The sequence below is a fragment of the Marinobacter sp. 1-4A genome (genome assembly GCF_016597725.1).
Taxonomy (GTDB): domain Bacteria; phylum Pseudomonadota; class Gammaproteobacteria; order Pseudomonadales; family Oleiphilaceae; genus Marinobacter.
Genome location: NZ_VCGY01000002.1, coordinates 544686 through 571362 on the forward strand (window position 1 = coordinate 544686; position 26677 = coordinate 571362).

Below are 26677 nucleotides of genomic sequence, written 5' to 3' on the forward strand. Positions count from 1 at the left end.
CGTGACTCTCAAACGCCAGCTTTTTATTGCCAGCCTACTGATGCTGCTCATCCCGTGGGCCGGCCTTCAGTTTGTGCTGGAACTGGATCAAGCCCTACGGCAGCAGGCGCTACAACAACTACAGGATCAGGCAGACCGGCTTGCACAAACCGCCGGTGATCTAAGCCTTGGGCTCCCGGTCGTCGCGCCTCATGCGCCCGCCATCTACGTAGAAAACCTCCAAACCCCCATAAACCTGGACGGCTATAGCGATGACTGGCCCGGCTACGACGAGAGTGAACAACTCCAACCCTGGCAATCTACTGCAGCGCCGGATCGCCCAACAGACACCATCAGCAAACCCACCATGCGCTGGCAAGCTGCGACCGACCAACGCCACCTGTACTTGTTAATACGCCTCAACAACCGCCAGCCCGTATTCTTCAACCCCGGCGCGCCCGAGCAGCCTCATGATCGGCTAATGCTCTGGCTAGAGCCCGCAAACGCTAAACTGAACCCCAACGCTCGAACCGCAGCATGGCTCATACGCACCCCCGCGCCAGGCAAGGTCTACGCAACCACGATTAATGCGACGAGCGGAGACAGCGACAACAAGCCCGACTACCGTGTAAGCGGATATTGGCACAGCGTGGGTAACGGCTGGCAGCTTGAATTGGAACTTCCCAAACCACCGCCAGACAGTCGCCTAGGTTTTGCTATCCAGTGGCAGGACAACTCGACTTCGGCGCAAACATCCACATCAACAAACCCGCTACCCGCTCTTGTGGAACGCCAACCCGAACTGGAGCGCCAACTGACGTCAGGAATGAGTAGAGGCCAAGTTACCCGGCTGATCGAGCCCGCGGGCTGGGTCATCGCACAACAGTCAACGCCTGCCCGACAGGCGCCGCCAGAGTTTGAGGCTCTCAGCCCTTTGCAAATTATTGAGCACATAAGCCTCAACACCTTGCGAGCACTGGTGCAGATGTATCAACCCACGCCTGCAACGCTCACCGCCAACAGCAACCGTCTGGACATGAACATCCTGCCCAAAGAAGGGCTTGTACGGCATGAAGACGACAGCATTTGGTTGATGACCACCAAACCTGTATTCGGAGGCAGAACACTGATCGTCGAACAGTCTCTTGATCAGCTACTAACGCTATCCGGCTCTACGCTGGGCTCAGTTATCGCTCGAAGCACCTTGATTATTATCGGCCTGACGTTGGTGTTGTTGGGCTACGCCAGTTGGCTGTCTTGGCGCATTGCCCGTCTACAGCGCGCGGTCAGCGCCACCATTGATCAGGATGGCCGGATTATCGGCACACTGCCGGGCTCCGGGGCAAAGGATGAGCTGGGCCAGCTGCAGAACCATTTCGCCCAGATGGCTGACCGACTGCACGGCTATAACCGTTATTTGGAGAGCTTTTCAAAGCGCCTCTCCCACGAACTCAAAACCCCCGTGGCCGTGGTGCGCTCATCTCTGGAAAACCTATCTCACGCCGAAACCGAAGATGAACGCTCGCAATACATCGGGCGTGCGGCTAAAGCTACCGAGCGCCTGCGACAAATCCTCAATGGCATGAGCGAAGCAGCCCGTTTGGAGCAGAGCTTTGATCACGCCGATAAAGAAGACTTCGATCTGGCAGAGGTGATCAGTCAGGCAAGCGCCGCCTATAAGGCCTTAGATCCAGATCATCAATTTATCTACACGGGACCGGAGTCTGGCATCAACTTTGTGGGTTCCCCGGAACTGCTCGTACAAATGCTAGACAAACTGGTCGATAACGCGCGCGACTTCACACCCGAAAACGGCAGAATTGAAATACGTCTGGACCAACACCCGGAACACTGCCAGATCGAAGTGTTTAACGAAGGTTCAAGCTTGCCCACCAGCTCGGGCGTAGACATTTTTGAGGCCTTTGTATCCCAACGTGAAGGCAAAACCGAGGGGCACCTTGGCCAAGGATTGTTGATTGTGCGCTTGATTGCCGACTTCTTTGGTGGCCGAGTTGACGCTCAAAACCAGCGTCTGAATGGCATTGACGGAGCCTGCTTCCGCGTTATCATCCCAAAGCTTCCGGATAAACCAAGGACTGAACCGTGACCGCCAAAACCCTCGCACTGGATTTTCACCCGCTGCGCCCTGACCTGTATCAGGAGCTGCATTCGCGTCCGTTTCAGGTGTTACCACCGCAGGCAAGGGTAAGTCACATCGCAGTGTTGACCACATCGGAGCAGCGTAAAAGCCAGTTTAAGCATCTGCAAAGCCTGCACCGTATGCTTGGTCAACCCTGGCCAGAGGAAGAGGTCACTTGCTATGAACAAACTTTTGACCAGCTGCGCATTCGCCGCGAGGTCCATCTGGAATTTACCGCTTATACCTTTACCAATCTGGCTCCGTCCGATGCCGAGCCCTTTGAGGAAACGGGTGTCAGCGCACTGCCCCGAGGCTGGCTAGAACAACTCGAAGGAATAGTGGTTGCCGCCTTTCATATTGACGTTGGCCCGTCGGTGGAACACGCCCGGAACGAACCCGCGTTTATGCGTCGGCATTTTGAGGGCATGCGCTTGGTAGGTAGCAGCCCACAGGAAGGGGCTGCGAGGGTACTGGGTACGTTTCAATTGCACTCAGACAATTTCGGCCGCTTCATGGTGCTCAATTACAGCATGTCTGACAGCCAATTAGGCAGGCTCGTTCAACGGTTGATGGAAATCGAAACCTATCGCTTGATGTCTCTGTTGGCACTGTCTGTAGCGCGAGAAATCACGCCAGCCCTCAATGAGATGGACCAACAGCTCGCCATTATCACGCAAGCTCTGGCAGATAACGAAACCCAGAATGAGCAATCTATTTTGGCCAAACTCACTAATATTGCAGCCAAAATCGAAGCCTTTCGCGCTCACTCCACCTTCCGTTTTTCCGCCACCAAAGCCTACCATCAGCTGGTGCTGACACGCCTCGAAGAACTGCGGGAAGATGAAGTATCAGGCCATCTCACTATCTCTGAATTCATGACTCGGCGCCTGACTCCCGCCGTCAAAACCTGCGAAGCCGTGGGCGTTCGGCTGGAGGACCTATCCCGCCGGGTGGATCGTACATCTGACATGATGCGAACTCGGGTAGAGTTGGCGATCCAAAGCCAGAATCAGCAGCTGCTCAGCTCCATGGACAGACGCTCAAAAATCCAACTGATGATGCAGCACACGGTTGAAGGCTTTTCGGTTGTCGCTATCACCTATTATCTGATCGGTCTTCTCAAGCTGGCATTGGATTCCATCTACGAAGCAGGGATTATCTTCAACAAAACTCTGGCGCTGGGGATTGCCATTCCCGCTACACTTGCACTGGTGTATCTAGCGATTCGGTTTGTTCACCATCACTTTATCCGCATGGCAAGACGGCAGTAGCAAAAAGCCTCAGCCCAGATTTTCATCTCCGGCAAACTGTCGGTAAAACTGCTGCGCCGTGCGACCGTTTCGTACCCCTTTTTGGGTGGCAAAACGGATGGCTTCACGGTGCAAATGCTCTCTGTCAGCAACCTTCGGAAAAAGCGCATCCACTGCCTGCAAATACACCTCTTGGGGAAACGCGTAAAAGGACAGCTGCAAACCGAAGCGATCAGCCAGAGAAACCTGCTCTTCAATGGCTTCCGCAGGATGAATTTCGCCATCCTGAGTATGGCCCTTTAAGTTATCGGACATGAACTCCGGCATCAAATGTCGGCGGTTGGAGGTAGCATAAACACGAACGTTCTCTGGCGGTAATTCCAGCGACCCTTCAAGCACGCTTTTCAACGCTTTATAGCCGGACTCACCCACATCAAACGACAAGTCATCACAGAAGATAACGAAGCGGAATGGTAGATCACAAATGTCATCCACAATCTCCGGCAAGTTCACCAGATCGTCCTTATCCACCTCAATAATTCTCAATCCCTGCTCTTGGTAGCGATTCAGCAGCGCCTTGATAAGGGATGATTTTCCCGTTCCTCTGGCTCCCCAAAGCAGCACGTTATTGGAAGGTTCACCGGCAAGAAAGCGTTCTGTGTTGCGGGCAAGCGCCTGTTGCTGGCGATCAATACCCGTAAGCGAGCCCCATTGCACCGGGTCTAACCTACGAACGGCACGCAGCCCTGAACGATGGCGACGCCACACCGCAGCCGGAGTTGATGACCAGTCAAAAGGATGCTGTTCAGACATAAGCTTTCATTCCGTTCCGTTGAGTACAGATATGCTTTCCGGTTCTCTGCCGGGGAAGCCGGTTGTCAGTATATCGGTACGAGCTATGGGCAGGCTATCGAAGCGGCTAAAAGCAAAAACAGCACAGAGGTTAAACCTCTGTGCTGTTTTTGAGGGTCAGACTGGCTCTAATCAGAATTGGAACTTGAGGCCAACCTGTGCAGTATCAAAATCTGGACCGTCGTTATTCAACTGGCCGTTAAAGTCATCTTCATCAATATCGACGTTATACCGGTTGTACTCTAAGAATGTACTCAGGTGCTCCGTTATGCGGAAGTCGACACCCGCACCAACGACAGGGCTCACATCGTCATAGGTCTCGTCTTCATCAAAGGCATCAACGTCAAGCGCGGCAGCGAATGCACCCGCTTTGGCGTAGACACCAAAACTACTTGATAGCGGTAGTCGACCAATCACCACAAGCGCGCCGCCTTTTAGGCTTGCCTTCGTGTCGTCTTTACCGAAATTGCCGAAGTCGACATAGTTCGCTTCCAAGCCGAAGAACTCATTGAACTGGTAACCTAGCCCTGCTCCATAAAGATCATTCGAATCATCGAAATCCCCACCGTGCGATTTATAGCCACCATAACTTCCCTTAATGTACGGGCCGGAGGCGTCACGATCAGAAGAGCCTTGCGCCAAGGCTACAGGAGCTGCAAAAACACTGGCAGACAAAATCGTGGCACAGGCAATACGAGCTTTGGAGTTCATAATGCATCATCCTCACTAGTTAAGAGTTCTATTCGTGAATAGCGTTCTTCGGGTGGCTGAGTAATTCCACCCATCGCCCCCGAAATACGTGCTTCTACCCTAGTAGTTCTGATCGCAGTTTTGGGTTACATCCAGACTAAAATCTCTTCATACTCTCTTAATTTATTGTAGAAAATTAAAATAAATCATAGCTTTAAAAGAAAAACATCAAACACCGTCACTTACTCGAAGGCACAGGACAAAGGATTTCCAAGGCGGTTTTTTTCGAGCTGGCAGGGCCAAGAAAAAGCTATTCGACTGAGGGCTTGTCTGCGGGAGGTGCGGAAGAGTCCGCGGAATCGCGAGGTTTGGAGCTAGCAGAGTTCGGAGCCTGGCGCATCAGAACCATGCCGCCTTGAAGCAGTAGATTTTTCAATCTAGGGTCGGCCTGCTCAGCAACGCCTACGGCAAAGGCCAGAGCAGCAGCTTCCAGAGGGTTTTGGGCTATTAACGACCGCAAAACCTCAATGGGGGATCCGGAGCCAGAGGCTGGCGTGCCGCCCTCGCTTTCTTTACGGGATTTGGCAGGGCGAGTCATGCGATAGAAGAACAGTGCGAGCAAGCACAAGCATGCAAACCCGGTAATCGCCATGGCCCCTGGCTTACCCACAAGGGGAGCCAGAGCCAGAGCCGCTGCATTGACCAAAAAATAAAAGCCGGTAACTAGCAGCGCTGTAAGCAGCACCAAGGCCAACACCACGCCGGTGATAGCCGCGACAAGTTTACGAAGGGTGCTTTGGATCGTTGCAGAGTCGGGCAGCATTAGCGATCGAGCATTTTGCCTACGATAACACCTGCCAAAAACATGAGGATGATGCTGAGAAACGGCCTCTCCTCAATTTTGTGCTCCACACTCTCTACGGTTTGCGAGCCAGCCTCTGTAGCGCGAGTAAGAGCGGCGTCGCCGCGCTTGCGCAGATTATCAAACACGGCTTGGGCCTCGCGGCTGATTTCGTCTTTCAGGTTACTGGCATTGGCCTTCTGGCCATCTGCAACAGCCTTGGTAAGTGATGCAAGGTCTTCCCGCAGTAGTTGGAGATCTTCTTTTACGCGGCCGTAATCATCTTTTACTGTTTGCTTTTCCATGAGCTGTCTCCTGATTCGATTCCTGAGTTCATTCGACGACGGTCTCGGCTAGACTGACTACTTATTGCCATGCAAGACCGCTCGCAAACTACTGTAGCACAGGGTTCTAACTTCGTAACTGTACACTAACCCTGCAGAAAGTGGAGCGCCTGTGGTGGGTAACCTGCTACGTTTTGTCACTGACATTTGCCTACGGACGGGCCATGATAAAACGTCGCGGTAAACAGCAGCCCTTCTGGGGCACCGGAATCAAAAAATAAGGACAAGCTAATGCCTATGCTGACTTTAACCTCTCGTAAGATCTTAAACGGCGTAAAAACTGGTTTGTTGTCGTTGATACTGACGGGATTCGCGGCATCAACAACAGCTGCCGACCGTTTATATATCTTTACTGAGAAGTACCCACCCTACAACGATACGGTATCTGGTCAGGCGTTTGCCCATGACGAAAACGATATTACCGGCATCTGTAGCGATATGGTGAAAGCCGCCCTCGCCCGGCTAGATTACGACTATGTTATGAAAATGCGAGCCTGGAGCTATGCCTATAGCTGGGTTCAAGGACGTGAAAACCATGGTCTTTTTTGCACCGCCAGAACGGATGAGCGTGAGAGCCAGTTCCAGTGGGTAGGCCCGTTAGCATCTATTAAATGGACGCTCTTTGCCGCTCCGGATTCGGATATCAGCCTGAATTCCCTTGACGATGCAAAAGACCTACAGATTGCTGGCTATAAGGGTGACGTAATGTCGGACTACCTGATCGATAAGGGGTTCAATGTTCTCACTGCCGTTTCAGGCGACGTGAACACTCGGCGGCTGATGCTGGGACAAGCGGATTTGTGGGTAACAGACGGCTTGGTTGGCCCTCTGGTCGCCAAAGAAGAGCATGGCATCACCGGACTAAAGCCGGTGCTGGTGTTCCGCGAAACGCCCATGTACCTGGCTTTCAGTAACAGCACTGACCCCGCCATTGTTGCCGACTTTCAACGAGCGTTGGACGAGGCCCGCAAAGCAGGCGAGTTGGACAGAATTGAAAACAGCTATAGGCAGTAATCTGAGGCCTCATGCGCCACCAGAGGCTATCTAAGGTTCTGGTGGCTCATCGTCACGCACGCGCAAAAAACTTGCGAAGCGAGGTAAGCCGGTTGCTGTTAGGCCGAAGTGTTTGAAGGTTATGCGCGTTCCCGGTGCAGGCGGGTGCGCACGGATCTCATCACTAAACCCTGTTCCAATGCGAAAGCGGCGGCCATTTGGAAGCTCTACTTTCAACGCTCCCATCATGCCCTGCAGGCGCCCTTTGCCCGCTATGTGCTCAACCACCACAGCTTCTGCATCGTCAAAGGCTTTTACCTTCAATAGGTCATCAGAGCGTCCTGCCTCGTAAGGGCTTTCCCACCGCTTTAACATTAAGCCCTCACCACCTTCAGCGATAACCCTGTCCAAATCAGCCATCAGCGCAGAGTGTGAGGAAGTTGGCTTTTGCTGCACCAGCTTCAGGTAGGGCGAGTCAGCATGACCTACCAGCGCCTGCAACTGTTCATAGCGCTCATAAAATGGCCCGGCCCCCGGCAGGTCAAATACATAAAATCGGATACGACGCCATTCGGCGTCAACGGGCACCTGTTTACGCACAGCGCCAGACAACTCCGCAAAGCGCTGCCGCCCCATCCATAGCTCGCCATCCAAGTGAATACCGGGAAGCCTAGCCATGAACCAGTCTGGCGCCCTGTAAACATTACCATTACGGGATAAAAACGCATGCCCGTTCCAATAAGCTCTCACTCCATCCAACTTTTCGCTTACCCAGTAATCCTCTAGGGCAACTCCCTGTTGATAAGTGCTGGCGAGAGGTACCGGCGGCGGTTCAATCTCACTGGCACGCGCAGCACACGTTAAAAGCAAAAATAAGGCTGCAATGAACCTCCATGTACACATCATTTGCACGCGTCTAATCCTTAACGTTTATCGTCCATTGATCTGGCTAAAAACCTACACAGACAAACCAGACTTCTCAAGCAAACCTGCCAACAGAGCACCAAACTGTGAGCCCTGGCATACTTTTATCAAGGCAACTGTACCTGCTCACACACTTGTGACCTACTGGCCAAAGCAGACAGAAAATCGGTCAATGACGGCAAGCAACGCGATGGCTATACTCCTGCAAGCACATGTATAGCTTCAAGGCATTATCACAAAAACCAAGGAGGAGATTGATATGAGCGATTTGAAAACCAGTTTCGACGAGGCGGTAAACTTCATTCAGACTGCGGAAGGTGACTTCAAGCCGTCCAACGAAATGAAGCTAGAGTTTTACGCACTGTACAAGCAGGGCACCGAAGGCGACGTATCGGGCAAGCGCCCGGGCATGATGGACTTTGTTGGCCGCGCCAAGTATGACGCCTGGGAAAAGTGCAAAGGCATGTCAAAAGAAGAAGCGATGCAAAAGTACATCGACAAACTCGAATCCCTCAAGTAAGCCAAGCTGCACTTCGATCCCGGCTTGGAACATACCGCCGGGATCGCCTCTCTGCCTATGTACCGGTTAACCTGAAGAAGCACTCAACGGTCGGTTACATTCAAATTGAGCGCATCGTAAGTACGGTTGTTCGGCGGACGAATCACAAAATTATCGCTGTGTGTTTGTCCGGGAATAGACTTGGGCGTACTGAAGCGAAACTCGACTGGGATCTCCGAGCGTCCGAGATCTGTGCGGCCATCACCGGGCTGCAACGCAAGCGGGTCTAAATAAAAGTCCCCCTTTCCTACTTGCTGTACCGGAATACCCTCGGCTGGCGCTGTCAGGGCGCCCTCAATTACCGTTTCTGATAGAGCGTCTTCCTCAATTGAGCTAAAAGAAATTGTCTCCAGAGTGGAGCGCTCCTCAACTTCAAATACCTCATTCTCGCCCGAACTGGTCTGTGCGCTTGCCAATCCTGCTACCATGAGCAATAGAAAAGCAGGAACACACCTAGAGCGAAACGATTCAGGCGATCCAGCAATACGTTGTAACAGGTTCATGGCGTCCATCCTCCGAGACACACTCTGTCTTAAATGTGTCAAATTTTAATCAGTCTATCGCCAAACCGGCCGTATTTCTCAGTTGATTGACCGTTTTGTGACAACTTTCACTGGTAAAAATGACTCGATCGTCACGCTTGCAGCCTCTTTAGTTCCCGGTACACACTCTCTTGCAAAAATAGGAGCAGCCTTGAAGACACCACTTATCACCCGACAGGGCTACGATGACCTGCAAAATGAGCTTGATGAACTCTGGCGATTTGAGCGCCCGGAGATCACCAAAAAGGTTACTTGGGCAGCCAGTCTTGGTGATCGCAGCGAGAACGCAGACTACCAGTACAACAAGAAGCGGCTCAGGGAGATTGATCGCCGGGTGCGCTATTTAAGGCGCTGTTTGGACAACCTGAAAGTGGTAGAACATCACGCCGATCAAGAAGGGAAAGTTTTTTTCGGGGCTTGGGTAGAAGTCGAAAACGATGATGGCAAAACCCTGAGGTTCCGAATCGTAGGCTACGATGAGATTTTCAACCGCAACGATTACATTTCCATCGATTCGCCCATGGCCCGGGCTCTGCTAAAAAAGCAAGTGGGCGACGAGGCCGAGGTGAGAACCGATGCTGGAACAATCACGTGGTATATCAATAACATTACTTACGATAAATAGCGCAACCGGCCAACTACTCTTCTTGAAGCTTTTCCATCAAGCATAAAAAAACCCCGTAAAAACGGGGTAAGGCTAGCGCTGTGCTGGAGGGAGAAACAAGCGGCTATACATGCTTGCTTCAAACTACCCATCCTATTCTCCACACCCTGCATTACCCCGCCCTTGCCGGCGAGTTACCTTTTGGTCAGCCTCCGCATTGGGAATTAGGTTGTACACTCTAGGGAACGCCTATAGCTTTCGGCTAACGAACCTTATATCCGCTGCCAGTTTTGGAGATAGCATAATGAATACACAGAAGCTTCTGAATATAGCTCTGGAAGGCGTAGACGCCGTGGGTTACCGCCTTGAACAGATGGGCATCACCGGAAAAGTTAACCGCCATAACATTGCGGCTTTTTTGATGTCAGAACAGAAACATCTAGAAGGTGAGTGGGACAGCATTCAGGTTCGCATAAACCTTCGTCGCTCACAGTTTGAGCGTATTACCCAACAAATTGAAACCCGTGCCGACTCGCTGATCGCTCCGGTTATGTCACAGGTTAACCGGTTCCGCCCGAGCCACTAAGACTCGGATACAGTGGGTTTCTGTGCCACAGCGGCACCAGCACTGACAGAGTCACTTTCCTGCCCCGCCTGCTTAGCCCTGATGCGTTTGCGTACATGGGTGGGGGCAGGCATATACACCGCGACCGTAAGGCCTGGCGGTTGCGCTTCTTCGTCTGTGTCACTCAGCACGATCCGCCCTTTGTGGATTTCCGCCACCGCGCTCACCAAGCTGAGCCCCAAACCATTGCCGGGAAGCGAACGGCTCTTACCAACTCTGTAAAAGCGCTGAAACACCTGATCTTTCTCATCGTCGGGAATGCCGATACCGCTGTCCCGGACTTCAAAAACGGCGTCGCCCCCTTCCTTTCGTACAGCCACGCCAATGGCACCCTGTTCGGGCGTATATTTGATGGCATTATCAATCAGATTACTGATCATTTGAAATAGCAGATCACGGTCGCCTTCTATGATTACACCCGGCTCAAGGGCCTGCTCAAACGTTTGCTCTTTGTCTTCCGCCAATGCTTCATATAGCTCGCAGGCATCTGACACCAACTCATCCAGTGCCACCCGCTTCATGTCAGAAGAATTACCTTTCGTCTCCAAGCGCGCAATACGCAAAAGAGCATTAAAGGTGGCAAGCAGTTGGTCCGCTTCTGCAACAGCACGACCAGCTTGCTCACGGGCCTCATCGTTATCAACGGACATCAAGGTGTTTTCGAGCTGGTTTCTCAGGCGGGTGAGCGGAGTGCGAAGGTCGTGGGCAATACTGTCAGACACATGGCGAATACCTTCCATCAAGTAGACAATCCTGTCCAACATTTGATTCAGGTTTTCTGCAAGCTGATCAAAGTCATCCTCTGTACCACGGGTGGGTATGCGCAGTGAGAGGTGTCCGTTCATGATTCGTCGGGAGGTATTGTTAATGACCTCGATGCGGCGAATGGTGTTTCGACTCATCAGGTAACCGCCGAGCAACGCCAAAGCTAGGGTGATTCCCATTCCCCAGTTAATGGCGGTTTCAATCACTCGTTTGAGATTGGTGAGTTCGTCGACATCTCTGCCGACCAATAACCTCAATCCACCCTGAACTTCGAAGATTCGAGCCCGGGCCAAACGCTCCGGCCCCGTCCAGCCCACTGCAGAACTGAGCGTGAAGTTAACCCAACCGCCTTCTGAGGGGCTGCCTTCCGGCCAGGTTTCTAGGTTACCTGCCAGCTTGAGGAAATCTTCGGTAGTCAGCAGATAGATCGTTTTTGCATTGGGGTCGCGAGCAACCCGCTCACGAATGATCGTGATCAGGCCGTTTACGCCACGCCCCCTGTACTGTTCCGCCAGCCCAGCGATCTCCGCTTCAATGGTCTCGTCGGTCTGAGCGGTCATAAAGCCCGCTGTACGCCAGTAAATAAAGGCCAGTAACAAAAATACCGAGGTGGCAAACACCACCATGTACAGCAGGGCAAGCTGGAAGGACGATGTCCTGAGCTGGCTAAGCAGTTTCACGAAGCATGTATCCTGCACCACGGATGGTTTGCAGTAAGGGTGTCTCGAATTCCTTGTCGATCTTTGCCCGTAGACGGCTGATGTGTACGTCGATCACATTAGTCTGGGGATCAAAGTGATAATCCCAGACCTTTTCCAACAGCATGGTTCGGGTGACCACTTGACCAGCATTACGCATCAAGTACTCCAGCAACCGGAACTCACGGGGTTGAACGTCAATGTTCTGGCCAGAGCGTTTTACGGTTCGAGCCAACAGATCCATTTCCAAATCGGCTACCCGAAGCACTGTTTCGGTTTCCGCAGACTGGCGGTTCCGGCGAACCAGCGACTCAATTCGGGCGAGAAGTTCAGTAAAAGAAAAAGGTTTGGTCAGGTAATCATCACCGCCGCCCCGCAAGCCTTCAACCCGATCATCAACATCGCCCAAGGCACTCAATATAAGTACCGGCACCTGATTTCCCGTAGCGCGGACCGTCTTGATGATAGAGAGCCCGTCCATGCCCGGGAGCATACGGTCGACAATCATGATGTCGTACTCTTCACTGGCGGCCATCATCATGCCGTCTTTGCCGTCGGCAGCATGATCGACTACGAAGTCTGATTCCTTCAGCCCTTTAACAAGATAATTTGCTACGTCCTGATCGTCTTCGATTACCAGCGCTTTCACCGGATCCCCTCCTGATAGCGGATTACATTAACAACAGAGTACGAATATCTCGGGACACCGGCCAGTTACGATCTTGTAAGAGGGTGTCGCTAATGGCGACGGGCGACCTCAGATCGGCAACCAGTGCAAGCTATCTGCCGTGGTGCCAAAGGGCCGATACTCCGCACTTACCCAGCCGTCATAATCCATTTTGTCGATGGCAGAAAAAACATTCGAAAAGTTAATCTCCCCGGTTCCCGGCTCATGTCGACCCGGGTTATCGGCAAACTGGATATGCCCAATCCATGGAAGCAAGCACTCCATGGATCGCACCAGATCGCCCTGCATGATTTGCATGTGGTAGATGTCATATTGCAGGCGCAGGTTATCGACATCCACTTCCTCAATCAGCGCCATGACTCTAGCAGACGTATCAAGGAAAAAACGGGGCATATCGACCCGCGAGTTTATTGCCTCAATACACAACGTAATGCCCTCACCCTCAAGCTTATCCGCTGCCCAGGCCACATTCGCCACCAGCGTTTGCCATGCCGTGTCTTCATCCAGTTCCACCGGCTTCAATCCAGCCAAACAGTTCAGCCGTGTACACCCCAGCGCTCGCGCGTACTCAATCGCCTGACTCACACCTGCGCGGAATTCATCCACCCTATCCGGCAAGCATGCAATGCCACGCTCCCCTGCATTCCAATCACCTGGGGGAAGGTTGAACAGGACCTGAGTCAAACCATTGTCTTCCAAGGCCTTGCCGAGCTGTTCCTTGGGCCACTCATAGGGGAAAAGATACTCCACGCCTGCAAACCCAGCCTCCGCCGCTTTGGCAAAACGCTCGGTAAACGGCACTTCGGTGAATAGCATCGATAGATTGGCAGCAAAACGCGGCATGGCAGTTACTCCTTAGATCCCGAGCCAGCACCACCAAGGCGGGTGCGGTTCATATGCTCCAATTCCAGCAGAAGGCCACTGTGATCAGCGTCACTGTGGCCATTAGCAACCAGAGACAGATATTCATTATGCACCTGCTGTGACAAGGGTAGCGTCAATCCTTCAGCGCGGGCTTCATCCAAAATCATCCGCATGTCTTTCAACTGGATACGCGCTGGCGCTCCGGGCGAGAAATCCCGGTCGATCATGCGTTGACCATGCAACTCAAGAATCCGGCTACCAGCAAAACCACCCATTAGCGCCTCCCGCACAGCGGCCGGATCAGCCCCTCCTTTAGCAGCCAACAACAGAGCCTCAGACACAGCCCCGATGGTGATCCCGACAATCGCCTGATTAGCCAATTTGGCAAGCTGCCCGGCGCCTACGGGCCCAATCCGCATACACTTGCCCAGCACCTCGAAAATCGGCTGCGCCCGAAGAACATCATTCTCCGAACCGCCCGCCATAATGCTCAATCGTGCTTCCTCTGCCCCCAGAGTTCCACCGGAAACCGGCGCATCCACATAACCTGCGCCCTGTTCCGCCGCAAGTGCAGCGTGCCGACGAGCCACCGATGGCTGAATGGAGCTCATATCAATCACCAGAGCGCCCCGCTTAATGGCTTTTATAGCACCGCTGGCAACCATCACCTGCTCTACCACATCACTGTTTTCCAGCATGGTGATAATGACATCGGCGGTTCGCACTGCGTCAGCGGGGGTGGCCGCGACAGTTGCCTCAGCAGCAAACGGCTCACACTTGCTGGCGGTGCGATTCCATAAATTCATGGGAAAACCTGCATCCAGCAGATTACGGGTCATGGGTGCGCCCATGAGGCCGATGCCAAGAAATGCGATTCGGGGGAGTTTTTCAGTCATTTTAGAGGTCTCGGCTTCAAGTATCGGGAAGAAGTAATTGGGCAGGCCCTTCCAAAACCGTGCGGAGCCATGGATGGCGGAGCCGAGCGTACAGGGATGTATTCACAGCGTGTTTTGGAAGGGCCTGCCCAATTACTTCGTGCACCAAACTATAAGTCACAAAAGGCACAAACAAAAACGCCACCAACCGGAGCCGGTGGTGGCGTTTTCAGGACACTTGCAGATGCTCTGCCTTAATCAGGCAGCTTCCGTCATCTGCGTACGGATCTTCTTCATAGCATTTTTCTCCAGCTGGCGAATACGCTCGGCTGAAATACCGTACTTATCTGCCAACTGATGCAGTGTTGCCTTATTCTCGGATAACCAACGCTCACGCAGGATATCCTGACTGCGCTCATCAAGCAGTTCCAATGCCTGCATTAAGCGACCGTTAGAGTCCTCTGACCAGTCCGCTTTTTCAAGCTGAACGGCAGGGTCGCTGCGATGGTCTTCCAAATAATACGCTGGCGCTTTGTAGGCACTATCGTCATCATCATCCATCGGGCCATCAAAGGCGGTGTCGTGGGACGCCAAACGGCCCTCCATTTCCCGCACAACCCTGGGCTCAACACCCAAGTCGTCTGCCACTGCGTGCAGTTCATCATGGCTCAACCACGCCAGCTTTTTCTTCTGGCTGCGCAAGTTGAAAAACAGTTTACGCTGGGACTTGGTCGTCGCCACTTTCACAATGCGCCAATTACGCAGAATGAACTCGTGAATTTCTGCTTTGATCCAGTGCACCGCGAAAGACACCAGCCTCACCCCGTACTCCGGATTAAAGCGCTTGACGGCTTTCATCAAGCCAACGTTACCTTCCTGAATCAAATCCGCCTGCGCCAACCCATAACCGGAATAGCTGCGGGCTATATGGATAACGAAACGCAAGTGGGATAACACCAGTTGGCGAGCCGCATCTACGTCTTCTTCGTAGTGCAGTCTCTCGGCCAACTCCCGTTCTTCATCCACGGTGAGTACCGGAATGCGACTCGCGGCCTGAATATATGCCTCAAGATTTGCGCCCGGAACAAGTTTTTCAATGAGCTGTAAGCTCGTACCCATGCTGTATCCTCCGAACCTGACGGTCGCATAATATAGCGAATAAAAATTAGACCGTCACGAACCCTAAAAGTTCCTGAACCCCCAAGTAAAACGTTTCAAATCAACTAAATGGAGAATTCTCCCTAACTTTAACTGCTTACGAACCTATCCCGAAATGCATTTCACTTCAATACGGTTTTTCCGCAGTCCGGATCATCAACCACCGGCAATTTCACCCGGCTCAATGTCATCAAGATGGCGCTTTACCGCTACCCAAGCGCCCAGCCAGCCTAGCAGCATTGCGACAATAATCAATGCAAACGCACCGTCAAAGCTTAAACCGTTCAGTGAGAAGTCACTGCGGTACAGTCCGGCGAGGCGTTCAACGGGGCCACTCAGCCACCACAGGGATAGTTGCAGCAGTATCAAGGCAACAGCGCCCCCTCCAAGACCAAACCAGGCACCGGTATAAAGAAAAGGCCTGCGCACAAAACTGTCTGTGCCACCTACCAGTTTGGCGACCAGTATCTCGTCACGACGGCTCTCTATGGACAGCCTCACGGTATTGCCAATCACCAGCACCACGGCTGCGGCCAGCAATATGGCAAGCGCCCACACAGCCCGCGCAAGTAGGTCTGTCATAGCGTTGAGGCGCTGTAGCCAGCCTAGATCCACCTGAACCCGCTCAACCCCCTCCATGCCTTCTATAAAAGTTACCAGAGCTGCAACACCGTCGGCCGACCGAGCACTTTCCTCAGGCGTGACCAGCAAGGTGTGGGGCAAGGGGTTCTCTTCCAAATAGTCCAGAGCATCATCAAGGCCCGACGATGCCCGGAACTCTGCCAAGGCACGATCGCGATCAATCAATTCCAGCTCGGCTACGCGGCCATCTCCGCCGATCTCACCGGCTAAGGCTTGAGTCTGCTCAAGGCTAGCGCTCATTTTCATGTAGGCGGTTACACGGGCACTGCTTTCCCACCCAGCGCTCACGCCCTGCAGACTGGCTAACAGCAGCAGGAGCGCAACCGGCAAAGCCAAAGCCACACCCATAACGGTCCATGTCATCAGGCTTGCCACCGGTGTTCGCCACATGCGGACTGCGCTGTCACGAGCTACTTTGCGGTGATGTATAAAATAGGATTCAGCCTGCTCACGCCAAGGAGAACGAGACGTTTTGGCGCCTCTCTCGGCATCTGCCTTACGGGGCTTAGGTGAAGGGTCAGCGGCCACCGGCACCTCCCTGAAGCGGATTACCACCGGCAATCAGATTACCGTGATCCAGAGTTAATGTGCGCCGGTTCATCTCGTTGATCAGAGCAAGGTCGTGGCTGGCTATGAGCACGGTTACACCAACCTGACTGAACTGCGCGAACAGGTTCATGATATCTGCCGACAGTTTTGGGTCCAGATTACCCGTCGGCTCATCCGCCAACAGCAGCGGTGGCTTGTTCACCACAGCCCGGGCAATGCCTACGCGCTGCTGCTCACCGCCCGAGAGCTGTAAGGGATTCATTTTTTCTTTGTTCAGCAAGCCAACCTTATCCAGCGCAGCTCTTACCCGACGCCCTACGTCACGCGGCGTAGCGCCCATAACTTCCAAAGGCATGGCAACGTTGTTGAATACGGTACGATCAAAAAGCAGCTGGTGGTTTTGAAACACCACGCCAATGTGGCGACGTATGTATGGAATCTGTCGCCTCGGCAGGCTATTTAAGATCTGGCCACCCACCACCACTTCCCCGGCACTGGGGCGCTCCATAACCATAAGCAATTTCAGCAGGGTACTTTTTCCCGCACCGGAGTGCCCTGTCAGAAAGGCCAGTTCACCACGGGCTAGATGAAAATTCACCTGTCGCAATGCGGTATGATCACTGTCATACCGCTTGGTAACCTGACGAAATTCGATCATGGCGGGCTATTGCTCCACAAGTTCAGGTGGCTCGATAAACTATTCTGCAAACAATGCGTCCACAAAGGTTTCGGCATCGAAGCTGCGTAGATCATCAACTTGCTCACCCACACCGATAAAGCGAATAGGAAGCTGCAACTGGCGGGCAATGGCGAACACGATACCGCCTTTAGCTGTGCCGTCCAGTTTCGTTAAGGTAATACCGCTCACGCCAACCGCCTTCTGGAACACTTGTGCCTGACTCAGTGCGTTCTGCCCTGTGCCCGCATCCAGTACCAGCATGACTTCATGAGGCGCAGTGTCATCTAGTTTTTTCATAACCCGAACGACTTTTTCCAGCTCGCTCATCAGGTTGTCTTTATTCTGCAACCGGCCTGCCGTATCGGCGATCACAACATCCACGCCACGGGACTGGCCTGACTGTATGGCATCAAAAATCACCGATGCGCTGTCAGCGCCGGTATGTTGAGCCACCACGGGAACATTATTGCGCTCGCCCCAAACCTGAAGCTGCTCAACAGCGGCAGCACGGAAGGTATCACCTGCCGCCAGCATGACGGACTTGCCTTCGCTTTGGAGCTTTTTCGTAAGTTTGCCGATTGTGGTGGTCTTGCCTACGCCGTTCACGCCGACCATTAAAATGACGTATGGCTTAGTTCCCGCATCAATCGTCAGCGGCTTGGTGACATCTTTAAGCAAACCGTGCAATTCATCACGCAACGCCTTGCGCAGTGCTTCGCCGTCTTTTAGTTGGTTGCGCTGGAGTTTGTCAGTGAGGGATTCAATAATTTCTGAAGTGGCAGTCACGCCCACATCGGCCATCAGCAGAGTGGTCTCGATCTCCTCCAGTAGATCTTCATCGATCTTCTTGCCAACGGCAAAAAGATCAGCCATACCACCGGTGAGGCTCGCTCGGGTTTTACCCAAACCCTGTTTGATGCGCTCGAATACGCTGAGCTGGGGCGCAGCTTCCGGCTCCGGTATCTTTTCTGGTTCGGGTGCGGGCTCAGGCTCTGCCACTGCCTTCGGCGCAGGGGCGGCTGGCGCTTTCGCAGGCTCTTCTGGCAAGGGTTCAGGGGTAGCGGCCGGAGTTTTTCTCTCAACCGGCGCGGCGGGTGCGGGACCTTTCAGAACCTCCGGTTTGCGCTGGGGCACGGGCTTCGGCCGCGGAACCCGGCGCCGGTTGCTGGCGATATCCAGAACAAATACAAATACAAGAAGGGCCAAAAGGCCGACTGAAATCCACTCTGCCATCATAAAGTCATACCGTCAGTCTGATTGGGCGGGACAAATAAAGCGCACATTCTAGCAGACTGTCCTCTGGAAGTGAGGGTGGCGTGGATTATCATGGAACGCCGGTTATCCGCTAATATACGGCAGCCAGCAAGAACCCAGTCAGCTTCCGGAGCTTAGGATATGGCACGAAGAAAACCCTCAGGCCCGCGGCTTTCAAGCAAGCCCCAAAAAGGCGCAGCCCGGAACCCGGGAACCAGCGGAGAGCTACGCATTATCGGCGGCGACTGGCGCAGCCGTAAACTTCGCTTCCCGGACGCTGGAGGGGTGCGCCCAACGCCAGCACGCACGCGGGAAACCCTGTTCAACTGGCTTTCATTTCATTTGGCGGGAAGCGACTGTTTAGATTTGTTTTCCGGCTCGGGCGCACTTGGCTTAGAGGCGCTTTCCAGAGGTGCCGCCCATGCCACGCTGGTTGACAACAACCCCGCTCTGGCAACGGCGCTGCGCAACAACCTTCGGTTTCTTGGCTCTCAGGCTGGCACGGTTACCTGCACCAACGTAGACACTTATCTCAGCCAGCGGGCGCGGCAGCCGTTCGATATCGTGTTTATGGACCCGCCATTCCGGCAGGGCTGGTTAACAACGCTACTTCCGCTGCTGGATTCTCACGGCTGGGTTAAGTCTGGGGGATGGGTCTATGTGGAGCATGAGAGCGACCTGCCCACACCGGCTGCACCCGCCGACTGGCAGCTGCACCGGCAAAAAACCGCAGGACAGGTCACTTACTGTCTATACCGGGTCGCTCAGGCTGCGGGGCGCAACGAATAGGCCCGCAAATGAGCGGCAAACTCTTCTAGATACCGGATGCCGCTGGCTTCAGCCTCCTTGCACCACTCCATCAATGCGTGCAGCTTATCCTGTGGTTTAAGTCCACGCTGGCGCCAGAGAGCCTGTAAGTCGTTGCTCATCTCGTAGATCTGGCGCAAAACAGCGTTGCTTTCCAGAGCCGACTCCAGCGTTTCTTTCTCACGTGGCTTTATGAGGGTGACTTCCCGGGACAAAAGCTGCTTGAGCTTTCGGTAACGGGGCCGAATCTCGTCATCCATCAGGCTCTTTTGCTGGCGCAGAACCGGCTCTGTTACGCGCTTGCGATATTGGCGCATGATATCAAACCGGTTGTTGGCAATGGCCTGAACGGTTTCGACATCGACATCCTGCTTACCCGGTACATAATGCGCAATGGGCCGATATCCTTTGGGCTTGGCTAGACCAAACAGCTGGAAAGTGCGGATGTAGCCCCAGCCGATATCCACCTCGTACCAACGACGCGAGAGCTTGGATGAGTTCGGGTAGGTATGGTGGTTATTGTGCAGTTCTTCACCACCAATCAAAATGCCTAACGGAGAAATGTTGCGGGCATTGTCTGCACACTCAAAATTACGGTAGCCCATCCAGTGGCCAACTCCGTTCACCACGCCGGCTGCCCAGAAGGGTATCCAGACCATTTGCACAGCCCAAATCCAAATACCATGCACACCAAACAACGCTAAGTTAACAACCGCCATCAGCGCAATACCCAACACCTTATGGCGGCTATATATGTTGCGCTCGACCCAGTCATCCGGAGTACGCTGGCCGTAACGTTCAAGAGTCTCGGGTGTAGCCGCCGACGCATAGAGTTCCGCGCCTTCAAACAACACCTTCTTTATCCCAAGCACCACTGGGCTATGTGGGTCTTCCGCCGTTTCGCACTTGGCGTGATGCTTACGATGGATCGCGGTCCATTCTTTGGTATTCTGGGCAGTGGTCAGCCACAACCAAAAGCGGAAAAAGTGCTTCAGAACAGGGTGCAAATCCAATGAGTTGTGAGCTGAATGGCGATGCAGATAGAGCGTTACACTGATGATAGTGATATGGGTCATACCCAAAGCAACTAAAATCAGCTGCATCACTGATAGGTCAAGGAGACCGTTAAACCACATAATTTATCCTCAAATCAAAATCTTGGGCGCCTGCAATTTTTGGCACCGGCACGATTACTTTAGCGTACAGCTGTTAGCCAGAACAACAGCTTTAAAATGCAAATTTGTTACTGTTCACATTTGCGCAACATTACGGCTCACACATTTGACCGGAGACAGTCTGCGTGCCCGAATTACCCGAAGTGGAAACCACAAGGCGCGGCATTGCGCCACACTGTGAAGGCCAAACCATCGACAAAATCAAGGTTCGCAATGGCAGCCTACGCTGGCCCGTGCCTGAGAACATCGCTGAACAAATGGAAGGCCAGATGATCCGAACAGTGGACAGGCGCGCGAAATACCTGTTCCTGAATCTGGATCATGGCACAGCCATCATCCACTTGGGCATGTCCGGTAGCCTTCGCATCATCACCGATAACGCGCCAGCACAGAAACACGACCATATCGACCTTGTGCTGGGTTCCGGCGTTACTCTTCGCTTCAATGATCCCCGTCGATTCGGTTGTTGGTTGTGGGCCGACCCTGCTGCGGCGCACCCATTAATTGCCAGCCTCGGCCCAGAGCCTTTATCACCGGAGTTCAATGGCCGAATGCTCTTCCAACTCTCGCGCTCAAAAAACACCCCAGTGAAAGCCTTCATTATGGACAGCCACGTGGTTGTGGGCGTAGGCAACATATACGCCAACGAGGCCTTATTCAAAGCTGGCATTCACCCCCGACGCAAAGCTGGGCGCATCAGCCTCGATCGCTATCAACGCCTTGCGGAGGCCATTCGCGAAATTCTCAGTGCTGCGATTTTGATGGGCGGTACGACCCTGAGGGACTTCGTGAATAGTGATGGCAAGCCGGGCTACTTTGCTCAATCATTGCTCGTTTATGGCCGAACAGGGGAGCCCTGCCCAGAGTGCGAAACACCCTTGAAGGAAATCCGCATGAGCGGTCGGTCAACGGTGTACTGCACTCGGTGCCAGAGGTAGTTTCTCTGGCGACTCCCGGCCTAAACCCCATGAGAATGCACAATTCTCAACGAATATTCGTTTGAAAATACGCAAATATGATTCATAGTTAACAGAGGATTAACACTCAGGAGACACACAATGACCCGCACCATTTCACGCACCTTGATGGCCACGCTAGCGGCTTGCTTGTTAGCTTTTTCATCCGTAGGCCACGCCCGAGCCATAGATGAAAGCCCGTCCGCCTTGGCGATGGCCGGTGACGCAGTGTTTGTGCGCCCCGTTCTACTAGCCACTACTGTTGTTGGAACCGCCGTTTATCTAGTATCCCTACCGTTTTCACTGCTTGGCGGTAATGCCGCTGAAGCTGGAGAAACGTTGGTAGTGGGCCCAGCGAAAGCGACTTTTGTACGCTGCCTTGGCTGCACCACAACTGGCCAAAAAACCGAGACTGTCGAGCAGTCTGATAAGTAACATTCCGGCTTGCCTCTTGCTGGCATCTGCGGCAGCCTGACGAAAATTCTTCAGGCTGTTTTTATCTATGATCAACTGGACGTCTCTCGAAACCGTGTTCCTGGACATGGACGGCACACTGCTTGATCTGCACTTCGACAACCACTTCTGGCTGGAACACCTGCCCCGGCGCTACGCCGAACATTACGACCTGCACCCCGGCGAAGCAAAGCACCAACTTATCAGCATGATCATGGCCGAGAGAGGCACTCTGAACTGGTATTGCACCGATTATTGGAGTGAGCGGCTCGCTATGGACATTACGGGCCTAAAGTCCGAAGTCGGCGACCGAATTGGTTACCGCCCTCACGTAGCGAACTTCCTCCAAGCACTCAAAAAAACCGGGCTGAGATCGGTCATCGTAACCAACTGCCATCCCGACCCCCTTGAGTTAAAGTTACAACGCACAGGCCTCGACAGTTTTGTAGACAACATTGTTTCTAGTCACCAACTGGGCAAACCCAAAGAAGATACCGCGTTTTGGCAAGACCTACAGCAATTGGCGCCATACCGCGCCGCCACCACTCTGATGGTGGATGACAGCTTCCCCGTTTTAGAAAGTGCTCGAGCCGCAGGCATTGCTCAGTGCTTGGGTATTTTGGCTCCAGATAGTACGCAAGCTGCCCGGGAGACGCATCCCGACATACCCTGTGTTCATCACTTTGACGAAATTCTGCCTTCCATTCACCGGCAAAGGCCTCTGCCATCTAATGGCTGAGAGCGCTATAATGCTGTCAAACGCCCATCAGGTGAGGAGACATGGCGGCATCCACTTCGGACGATCAACGGGTTAGACTCGACAAATGGCTTTGGGCTGCGCGATTCTATAAAACGCGCGCTCTAGCCAAAGAAGCGGTTGAAGGCGGCAAAGTTCACTACAATAACCAACGTTGCAAGCCCGGACGGCTGGTTGAGCCTGGCGCCACACTCACCCTGCGCCTCGGCTTTATGGAAAAAGTCGTGATTGTTGACGATATAAGTGAGCGCAGGCGCGGTGCGCCAGAAGCCCAGAAGCTCTATCACGAAACTGAAGACAGCGTAAAAAAGCGAGAAGATCTCTCGTGGCAACGCAAAACCATGCAAGCAGCCCAGCTACCGCCAGCCCGTCGGCCTTCCAAGAAAGATCGCCGAGACATTCAAAAATTTCGCGACCAGAACAGCATTTGAGCCACATCGATCTGATGTCGCCTATCTAATTAAGCACCCAGTTTTTAGGAGAACCACCATGGCATCCCGCGACCAGTTTCAGCGTTTTATATTTGAACACAGCCAGGTGCGCGGAGCCTGGGTTCAGCTTAACGAAAGCTTTCTGGAAATAACCAATCAGGCGCCCTACCCCGAGTCCGTTCGCGGCCTGCTTGGCGAGGCGCTGGTAGCCAGCATCGTAATGAGTAGCAGTTTAAAGTTCGAGGGCACCCTATCCATTCAGGCGCAAGGCGAAGGCCCGCTTCGGACACTCATGGCCGAATGCAGCCATGACCGGAAAATCCGTGGCCTAGCGCGATTTGATGAGCAGGCTATAAGCGAAGACAGTTTCCACAACCTGCTGGGCGATGGTCGCATGGCCATTACTATTACCCCTAGACAGGGCAACCGCTATCAGGGTGTTGTGCCCCGGGAGCGCGAAACCCTCGCCGGTTGCCTTGAAGAGTATTTTGAGCGCTCGGAGCAAATCCCCACAAGCCTGTTTCTATTTTCCAATGAAAACGGCGCTGCTGGCTTAATGCTCCAACGTCTACCCGGTGCTACCGAGGAGGACAACGAGCTTTGGGAGCGGGTCAATCACCTTGCGCGCACTGTTGAAGCTGCCGAGTTGCTTGAATTAGATAGCGAAACCCTACTACACCGCTTGTTTAACGAAGAAACCGTTCGGCTTTTCGACGCCGAGGCGGTAGCGTTTCAGTGCAGCTGCTCCAGAGACAGAACCCTCGTCGCGCTGGAAGCCATAGGCAAAGACGAGTGTTACAGCATACTGGAGGAGCAGGGTGCCATCGATATGGATTGCCAGTTCTGCCACGCACACTATCGCTTCGATAGAAACGATATAGATCACCTTTTCGCTGGCCACACGCTACACTAAGCTTGGTTACGAATTCGCCCGGAAGCCAGCAATCATGCGGCTTCTGGAGCAGTCGTTTTTTACCGGCGCCTCTGGCATAATAGCGCGCCTGAATTGACCCGATTGTTCAGATTTCCGTCAATTTTGGGCAGGCGGCCTGAGCAGTCACTAAGACATCCCGAGGGCGAGGTCGAAGTGAGCAACACTTATAATGATCTGAGTACAGCACAGCTGGTAGAGCAAGCACTGGCGCGCAACGAAGGCCAGCTGGCTTCCAACGGTTCACTAGTCGTTAAGACCGGCGAACGCACCGGCAGATCCCCTATGGATCGCTATATTGTCGAAGAGCCAAGCACCTCTGACAGCATCCACTGGGGGCCGATCAACCGCCCATTCGATGCGGATAAATTCGATGCTCTTTGGGATCGTGTAGAGGCCTACATTGCTGAAAAAGACAGCTTTGTTTCCTTAGTGCACGTAGGCTCAGACCCTGAGCACTATTTGCCCGTGAAGATGACCACCGAGACCGCTTGGCAAAACTTGTTTGGTCGCAATCTGTTCATTCGCCCGGAAAGCTACAACCAGGCTGATAAGCAAGAGTGGCAGATTCTGAACGCTGCCAACTTTGAATGCGTACCAGAACGTGACGGCACCAACAGCGATGGCTGCGTGATCATTAACTTCGCCCGTCGCAAAGTGCTTCTAGCCGGCATGCATTACGCAGGCGAGATGAAAAAAGCCATGTTCTCCGTGCAGAACTTTCTGCTTCCGGAAAAAGACGTACTCCCGATGCACTGTTCTGCCAACGTAGGTGAAGACGGCGAAACCTGCCTGTTCTTCGGCCTCTCCGGCACCGGTAAAACCACCCTGTCTGCCGACCCGCACCGTTTCCTGATCGGTGATGATGAACACGGCTGGGGCCCGGGTACCGTGTTCAACATCGAAGGCGGCTGCTACGCCAAATGCATCGACCTAAGCAAGAAGAACGAGCCCATCATCTGGGACGCTATCCGCTTCGGTGCCATTGTTGAAAACGTTACCATTGACCCGGAAACCCGTGAGCCGGATTACAACGACGTTTCACTCACCGAAAACTCCCGTTGTGCCTACCCGCTTGAGCACGTAGAAAAGCGCGTGCTGGAAAACCGTGCAGGTGAGCCCTCGCACATTGTATTCCTGACTTGTGACATGACCGGTGTTCTGCCCCCGGTGTCTATCCTGAGCCGTGAAGGCGCTGCCTACCACTTCCTAAGCGGCTACACCGCCTTGGTTGGCTCTACGGAGATGGGTTCGTCGTCCAAGCTCAAATCCACCTTCTCTACGTGTTTCGGCGCTCCATTCTTCCCGCGCCCGGCAGGCGTTTACGCAGAACTGCTGATGAAGCGCATCGACGAATACGGCAGTAAGGTCTTCCTAGTAAACACCGGCTGGACTGGCGGTTCCTACGGCGAAGGCATACGCTTCAGCATACCGACGACCCGTGCGATTATTAGCGGAATTCAAAACGGCGACTTGGATGACGTTGAAACCGAACACTTGCCCACCCTCAATGTGAGCGTTCCAAAGCAAGTACCGGGTGTTGATACCGCCCTACTGAACCCACGGAACACTTGGGCTAGTAAAGACGCCTACGACAAAAAAGCAGAAGAGCTGATCAACCAGTTCGTGGAAAACTTCAAGAAGTTTGATGTTTCCGACTCAATTGTCGCAGCCGGTCCAAAACTGCAGTAAAACTATCGGGCACAAAAGACTCTGATTGAGTTTTTTGTGCCCGCACCTTCCGACGTCCCCGTACGAAAACGCAGATCAATCCAGATAGACGAACAGCTCTCTGCATTCAATTTTGTCTGCGATATCCACAATTAACTTTTCCACGGTATCAGGCACAGCCCACGGCTTTTGGTAGGCGTAAAGCCACAACTCCGTAAGCAGATTGGCAAAGGGATCCTGCTGCGCATCAACAATCGCACGCAACGCTTCCTTAGCATAAGTGGCGTGGGGCAAAAACGCCTCGCTTTCTGGCGCCCCTGACTCATCAAGCCTCGGTGTGGCCGTAAAAACGACTGGCTGATTCAACTCATTACGCAAATAGAACGAATCATCTAGCGACATAGCGATTATTCCTAAGTCCTTTGTAGGCAGTTTGGACAGCTCGGTAAAAGAGGCCATTCAGCCAGCCTTAGCAACCCTGTATCTGCCGACATATCCTTATGGTTAGGGTTTCAATTTACAGATACTACCAATGATGTGCTCAAAACCCGGACTATCTGAAATAGGGAAATAGTAGTCAGCTTGCTCATTCGCAATATCGCAATCAAGACGCCCCAGAAGATCAGCAATCATAGGTTCCGGCGTAATTTGATCTGTTGTGTACTGCCACAGAATATAAAACTCACCCTGATACCTTGCAGCCACCACCTGCCGAAGCCGAGCCTCGATCAGAGGCTTACCGGGAGTATTCGACCGAGCTCTCCACCCGGGAAAAGCAAAGTGCCCATTTACATCTGTCACAGTCGTTTCAGTTTCCACGTCGTCATAGGTCGCTTCTCTTATGATCTCCACGCCTTCCAGAGGCTCCCCATTCTGAAAAAGCTGGCCTTCGACTAGAGGAAAAAGCTCAACATCGTATTGCTTAAGGAAACCAAACATTTCTGCACAGGCCTCAGTCGCCATTGAAGTGCCCGATACAAC

Annotated in this window: 30 protein-coding genes; 13 read left to right on the plus strand and 17 right to left on the minus strand. The window is 53.2% G+C overall.

All coding sequences use genetic code 11. From position 1 onward, the window contains the following. Position 1: 1 nt before the first annotated feature. Together FE845_RS18785 and FE845_RS06215 are read left to right on the plus strand one after the other, a co-directional pair. The gene (locus tag FE845_RS18785; protein WP_200362438.1) at positions 2-2086 is read left to right on the plus strand and encodes an ATP-binding protein; all 2085 of its coding nucleotides are present in this window, start codon (positions 2-4) and stop codon (positions 2084-2086) included. Next, the gene (locus FE845_RS06215; protein ID WP_200362440.1) at positions 2083-3390 is read left to right on the plus strand and encodes a DUF3422 family protein; all 1308 of its coding nucleotides are present in this window, start codon (positions 2083-2085) and stop codon (positions 3388-3390) included. Before FE845_RS18785 ends, FE845_RS06215 begins: the two co-directional genes overlap by 4 nt. 9 nt (positions 3391-3399) lie before the next feature. Here the strand turns inward: FE845_RS06215 and FE845_RS06220 are convergent, their stop codons facing one another. The 4 genes from FE845_RS06220 to FE845_RS06235 form a co-directional block, all read right to left on the minus strand. Further along, positions 3400-4182: an ATP-binding protein gene (locus FE845_RS06220; RefSeq protein WP_200362442.1), complete on the minus strand. Its 783-nt coding sequence runs from the start codon at positions 4180-4182 to the stop codon at positions 3400-3402. 171 nt (positions 4183-4353) lie between these two features. Further along, the gene (locus FE845_RS06225) at positions 4354-4932 is read right to left on the minus strand and encodes a porin family protein (RefSeq protein WP_200362444.1); all 579 of its coding nucleotides are present in this window, start codon (positions 4930-4932) and stop codon (positions 4354-4356) included. Positions 4933-5221: 289 nt separating this feature from the next. Continuing rightward, positions 5222-5734: a hypothetical protein gene (locus tag FE845_RS06230; RefSeq protein WP_227714112.1), complete on the minus strand. Its 513-nt coding sequence runs from the start codon at positions 5732-5734 to the stop codon at positions 5222-5224. Beyond that, positions 5734-6057, minus strand: a complete 324-nt coding sequence (locus FE845_RS06235; RefSeq protein WP_200362446.1) for a DUF883 family protein — start codon at positions 6055-6057, stop codon at positions 5734-5736. Before FE845_RS06235 ends, FE845_RS06230 begins: the two co-directional genes overlap by 1 nt. A 270-nt stretch (positions 6058-6327) precedes the next feature. Here FE845_RS06235 and FE845_RS06240 point away from each other — a divergent pair, with 270 nt between their 5' ends. Next, complete coding sequence (locus FE845_RS06240; RefSeq protein WP_200362448.1) at positions 6328-7110, plus strand: substrate-binding periplasmic protein; 783 nt, start codon at positions 6328-6330, stop codon at positions 7108-7110. Positions 7111-7140: 30 nt separating this feature from the next. Here FE845_RS06240 and FE845_RS06245 read toward each other — a convergent pair whose 3' ends face one another. Next, positions 7141-7995, minus strand: a complete 855-nt coding sequence (locus FE845_RS06245) for a DNA ligase (RefSeq protein ID WP_227714113.1) — start codon at positions 7993-7995, stop codon at positions 7141-7143. Between the two features lie 277 nt (positions 7996-8272). Between FE845_RS06245 and FE845_RS06250 the strand changes: the two genes are divergently transcribed. Then, positions 8273-8533, plus strand: coding sequence for an acyl-CoA-binding protein (locus tag FE845_RS06250; RefSeq protein WP_200362450.1), 261 nt, complete (start codon positions 8273-8275; stop codon positions 8531-8533). Positions 8534-8616: 83 nt separating this feature from the next. Here FE845_RS06250 and FE845_RS06255 read toward each other — a convergent pair whose 3' ends face one another. Then, on the minus strand, positions 8617-9075 hold the full coding sequence (locus FE845_RS06255) for a hypothetical protein (RefSeq protein WP_227714114.1): 459 nt from the start codon (positions 9073-9075) through the stop codon (positions 8617-8619). Between the two features lie 190 nt (positions 9076-9265). On the opposite strand from FE845_RS06255, the gene greB reads away from it, so the two are divergent. Together greB and FE845_RS06265 are read left to right on the plus strand one after the other, a co-directional pair. Next, a complete protein-coding gene (gene greB, locus FE845_RS06260) occupies positions 9266-9739 on the plus strand; it encodes a transcription elongation factor GreB (RefSeq protein ID WP_200362452.1) in 474 nt (157 codons plus the stop codon). 283 nt (positions 9740-10022) lie between these two features. Continuing rightward, on the plus strand, positions 10023-10304 hold the full coding sequence (locus tag FE845_RS06265) for a hypothetical protein (RefSeq protein WP_200362454.1): 282 nt from the start codon (positions 10023-10025) through the stop codon (positions 10302-10304). On the opposite strand, the gene FE845_RS06270 is transcribed toward FE845_RS06265, so the two are convergent. The 8 genes from FE845_RS06270 to ftsY form a co-directional block, all read right to left on the minus strand. After that, complete coding sequence (locus tag FE845_RS06270; RefSeq protein WP_200362456.1) at positions 10301-11788, minus strand: ATP-binding protein; 1488 nt, start codon at positions 11786-11788, stop codon at positions 10301-10303. The two genes, FE845_RS06265 and FE845_RS06270, sit on opposite strands and share 4 nt — an antisense overlap. Then, positions 11775-12455, minus strand: coding sequence for a response regulator transcription factor (locus FE845_RS06275; RefSeq protein ID WP_113816488.1), 681 nt, complete (start codon positions 12453-12455; stop codon positions 11775-11777). The genes FE845_RS06270 and FE845_RS06275 overlap by 14 nt, the downstream gene beginning before the upstream one ends. 108 nt (positions 12456-12563) lie before the next feature. After that, positions 12564-13337, minus strand: a complete 774-nt coding sequence (gene hyi / locus FE845_RS06280; RefSeq protein ID WP_200362458.1) for a hydroxypyruvate isomerase — start codon at positions 13335-13337, stop codon at positions 12564-12566. Positions 13338-13342: 5 nt separating this feature from the next. After that, entirely contained in the window at positions 13343-14254 is a 912-nt protein-coding gene (locus FE845_RS06285; RefSeq protein ID WP_200362460.1) for an NAD(P)-dependent oxidoreductase, read from the minus strand. 237 nt (positions 14255-14491) lie between these two features. After that, positions 14492-15352 carry an RNA polymerase sigma factor RpoH gene (gene rpoH, locus FE845_RS06290; protein WP_200362462.1) on the minus strand — a complete coding sequence of 287 codons (861 nt, stop codon included), beginning with the start codon at positions 15350-15352 and terminating at the stop codon, positions 14492-14494. Positions 15353-15547: 195 nt separating this feature from the next. Beyond that, positions 15548-16561 (minus strand): permease-like cell division protein FtsX, encoded by a 1014-nt coding sequence (ftsX, locus tag FE845_RS06295; protein WP_200362464.1) that lies wholly within the window; start codon positions 16559-16561, stop codon positions 15548-15550. Beyond that, positions 16551-17240, minus strand: a complete 690-nt coding sequence (gene ftsE / locus FE845_RS06300; protein ID WP_200362467.1) for a cell division ATP-binding protein FtsE — start codon at positions 17238-17240, stop codon at positions 16551-16553. Before ftsE ends, ftsX begins: the two co-directional genes overlap by 11 nt. A gap of 39 nt (positions 17241-17279) precedes the next feature. After that, positions 17280-18497 (minus strand): signal recognition particle-docking protein FtsY, encoded by a 1218-nt coding sequence (ftsY, locus tag FE845_RS06305; protein ID WP_200362469.1) that lies wholly within the window; start codon positions 18495-18497, stop codon positions 17280-17282. Between the two features lie 159 nt (positions 18498-18656). Between ftsY and rsmD the strand changes: the two genes are divergently transcribed. Continuing rightward, complete coding sequence (gene rsmD, locus FE845_RS06310; RefSeq protein ID WP_200362472.1) at positions 18657-19304, plus strand: 16S rRNA (guanine(966)-N(2))-methyltransferase RsmD; 648 nt, start codon at positions 18657-18659, stop codon at positions 19302-19304. Here the strand turns inward: rsmD and FE845_RS06315 are convergent. Next, the gene (locus FE845_RS06315) at positions 19280-20458 is read right to left on the minus strand and encodes a fatty acid desaturase (protein WP_200362474.1); all 1179 of its coding nucleotides are present in this window, start codon (positions 20456-20458) and stop codon (positions 19280-19282) included. The two genes, rsmD and FE845_RS06315, sit on opposite strands and share 25 nt — an antisense overlap. A gap of 164 nt (positions 20459-20622) precedes the next feature. Between FE845_RS06315 and mutM the strand changes: the two genes are divergently transcribed. The 6 genes from mutM to FE845_RS06345 all read left to right on the plus strand — a co-directional run bounded on the left by mutM (position 20623) and on the right by FE845_RS06345 (position 25717). Next, a complete protein-coding gene (gene mutM, locus FE845_RS06320) occupies positions 20623-21435 on the plus strand; it encodes a bifunctional DNA-formamidopyrimidine glycosylase/DNA-(apurinic or apyrimidinic site) lyase (RefSeq protein ID WP_200362476.1) in 813 nt (270 codons plus the stop codon). A gap of 120 nt (positions 21436-21555) precedes the next feature. Then, on the plus strand, positions 21556-21888 hold the full coding sequence (locus FE845_RS06325; RefSeq protein WP_200362478.1) for a hypothetical protein: 333 nt from the start codon (positions 21556-21558) through the stop codon (positions 21886-21888). Between the two features lie 67 nt (positions 21889-21955). Then, positions 21956-22645 (plus strand): GMP/IMP nucleotidase, encoded by a 690-nt coding sequence (gene yrfG / locus FE845_RS06330; protein ID WP_200362480.1) that lies wholly within the window; start codon positions 21956-21958, stop codon positions 22643-22645. A 41-nt stretch (positions 22646-22686) separates the two neighbouring features. Further along, positions 22687-23094, plus strand: a complete 408-nt coding sequence (hslR, locus tag FE845_RS06335) for a ribosome-associated heat shock protein Hsp15 (protein ID WP_200362482.1) — start codon at positions 22687-22689, stop codon at positions 23092-23094. A gap of 58 nt (positions 23095-23152) precedes the next feature. Then, positions 23153-24007: an Hsp33 family molecular chaperone HslO gene (hslO, locus tag FE845_RS06340; protein WP_200362484.1), complete on the plus strand. Its 855-nt coding sequence runs from the start codon at positions 23153-23155 to the stop codon at positions 24005-24007. Between the two features lie 174 nt (positions 24008-24181). Beyond that, the gene (locus FE845_RS06345) at positions 24182-25717 is read left to right on the plus strand and encodes a phosphoenolpyruvate carboxykinase (RefSeq protein WP_200362486.1); all 1536 of its coding nucleotides are present in this window, start codon (positions 24182-24184) and stop codon (positions 25715-25717) included. A 75-nt stretch (positions 25718-25792) separates the two neighbouring features. Here FE845_RS06345 and FE845_RS06350 read toward each other — a convergent pair whose 3' ends face one another. After that, positions 25793-26098, minus strand: coding sequence for a hypothetical protein (locus FE845_RS06350; RefSeq protein WP_200362488.1), 306 nt, complete (start codon positions 26096-26098; stop codon positions 25793-25795). 102 nt (positions 26099-26200) lie between these two features. Beyond that, positions 26201-26659 carry a DUF6795 domain-containing protein gene (locus FE845_RS06355; RefSeq protein ID WP_200362490.1) on the minus strand — a complete coding sequence of 153 codons (459 nt, stop codon included), beginning with the start codon at positions 26657-26659 and terminating at the stop codon, positions 26201-26203. Positions 26660-26677: the final 18 nt, after the last annotated feature.

Bases quoted from the DNA above. Each gene is read 5' to 3' on its own strand.
- ftsY (WP_200362469.1), bottom strand. From the start codon at position 18,497: ATGATGGCAGAGTGGATTTCAGTCGGCCTTTTGGCCCTTCTTGTATTT.
- FE845_RS06315 (WP_200362474.1), bottom strand. From the start codon at position 20,458: ATGTGGTTTAACGGTCTCCTTGACCTATCAGTGATGCAGCTGATTTTA.
- FE845_RS06220 (WP_200362442.1), bottom strand. From the start codon at position 4,182: ATGTCTGAACAGCATCCTTTTGACTGGTCATCAACTCCGGCTGCGGTG.
- FE845_RS06235 (WP_200362446.1), bottom strand. From the start codon at position 6,057: ATGGAAAAGCAAACAGTAAAAGATGATTACGGCCGCGTAAAAGAAGAT.
- FE845_RS06355 (WP_200362490.1), bottom strand. From the start codon at position 26,659: ATGGCGACTGAGGCCTGTGCAGAAATGTTTGGTTTCCTTAAGCAATAC.
- FE845_RS06230 (WP_227714112.1), bottom strand. From the start codon at position 5,734: ATGCTGCCCGACTCTGCAACGATCCAAAGCACCCTTCGTAAACTTGTC.
- yrfG (WP_200362480.1), top strand. From the start codon at position 21,956: ATGATCAACTGGACGTCTCTCGAAACCGTGTTCCTGGACATGGACGGC.
- FE845_RS06265 (WP_200362454.1), top strand. From the start codon at position 10,023: ATGAATACACAGAAGCTTCTGAATATAGCTCTGGAAGGCGTAGACGCC.
- FE845_RS06245 (WP_227714113.1), bottom strand. From the start codon at position 7,995: ATGATGTGTACATGGAGGTTCATTGCAGCCTTATTTTTGCTTTTAACG.
- rpoH (WP_200362462.1), bottom strand. From the start codon at position 15,352: ATGGGTACGAGCTTACAGCTCATTGAAAAACTTGTTCCGGGCGCAAAT.
- FE845_RS06240 (WP_200362448.1), top strand. From the start codon at position 6,328: ATGCCTATGCTGACTTTAACCTCTCGTAAGATCTTAAACGGCGTAAAA.
- FE845_RS06225 (WP_200362444.1), bottom strand. From the start codon at position 4,932: ATGAACTCCAAAGCTCGTATTGCCTGTGCCACGATTTTGTCTGCCAGT.
- rsmD (WP_200362472.1), top strand. From the start codon at position 18,657: ATGGCACGAAGAAAACCCTCAGGCCCGCGGCTTTCAAGCAAGCCCCAA.
- FE845_RS06325 (WP_200362478.1), top strand. From the start codon at position 21,556: ATGACCCGCACCATTTCACGCACCTTGATGGCCACGCTAGCGGCTTGC.
- hslO (WP_200362484.1), top strand. From the start codon at position 23,153: ATGGCATCCCGCGACCAGTTTCAGCGTTTTATATTTGAACACAGCCAG.
- FE845_RS06255 (WP_227714114.1), bottom strand. From the start codon at position 9,075: ATGAACCTGTTACAACGTATTGCTGGATCGCCTGAATCGTTTCGCTCT.
- FE845_RS06350 (WP_200362488.1), bottom strand. From the start codon at position 26,098: ATGTCGCTAGATGATTCGTTCTATTTGCGTAATGAGTTGAATCAGCCA.
- FE845_RS06250 (WP_200362450.1), top strand. From the start codon at position 8,273: ATGAGCGATTTGAAAACCAGTTTCGACGAGGCGGTAAACTTCATTCAG.
- FE845_RS06285 (WP_200362460.1), bottom strand. From the start codon at position 14,254: ATGACTGAAAAACTCCCCCGAATCGCATTTCTTGGCATCGGCCTCATG.
- ftsE (WP_200362467.1), bottom strand. From the start codon at position 17,240: ATGATCGAATTTCGTCAGGTTACCAAGCGGTATGACAGTGATCATACC.
- hyi (WP_200362458.1), bottom strand. From the start codon at position 13,337: ATGCCGCGTTTTGCTGCCAATCTATCGATGCTATTCACCGAAGTGCCG.
- hslR (WP_200362482.1), top strand. From the start codon at position 22,687: ATGGCGGCATCCACTTCGGACGATCAACGGGTTAGACTCGACAAATGG.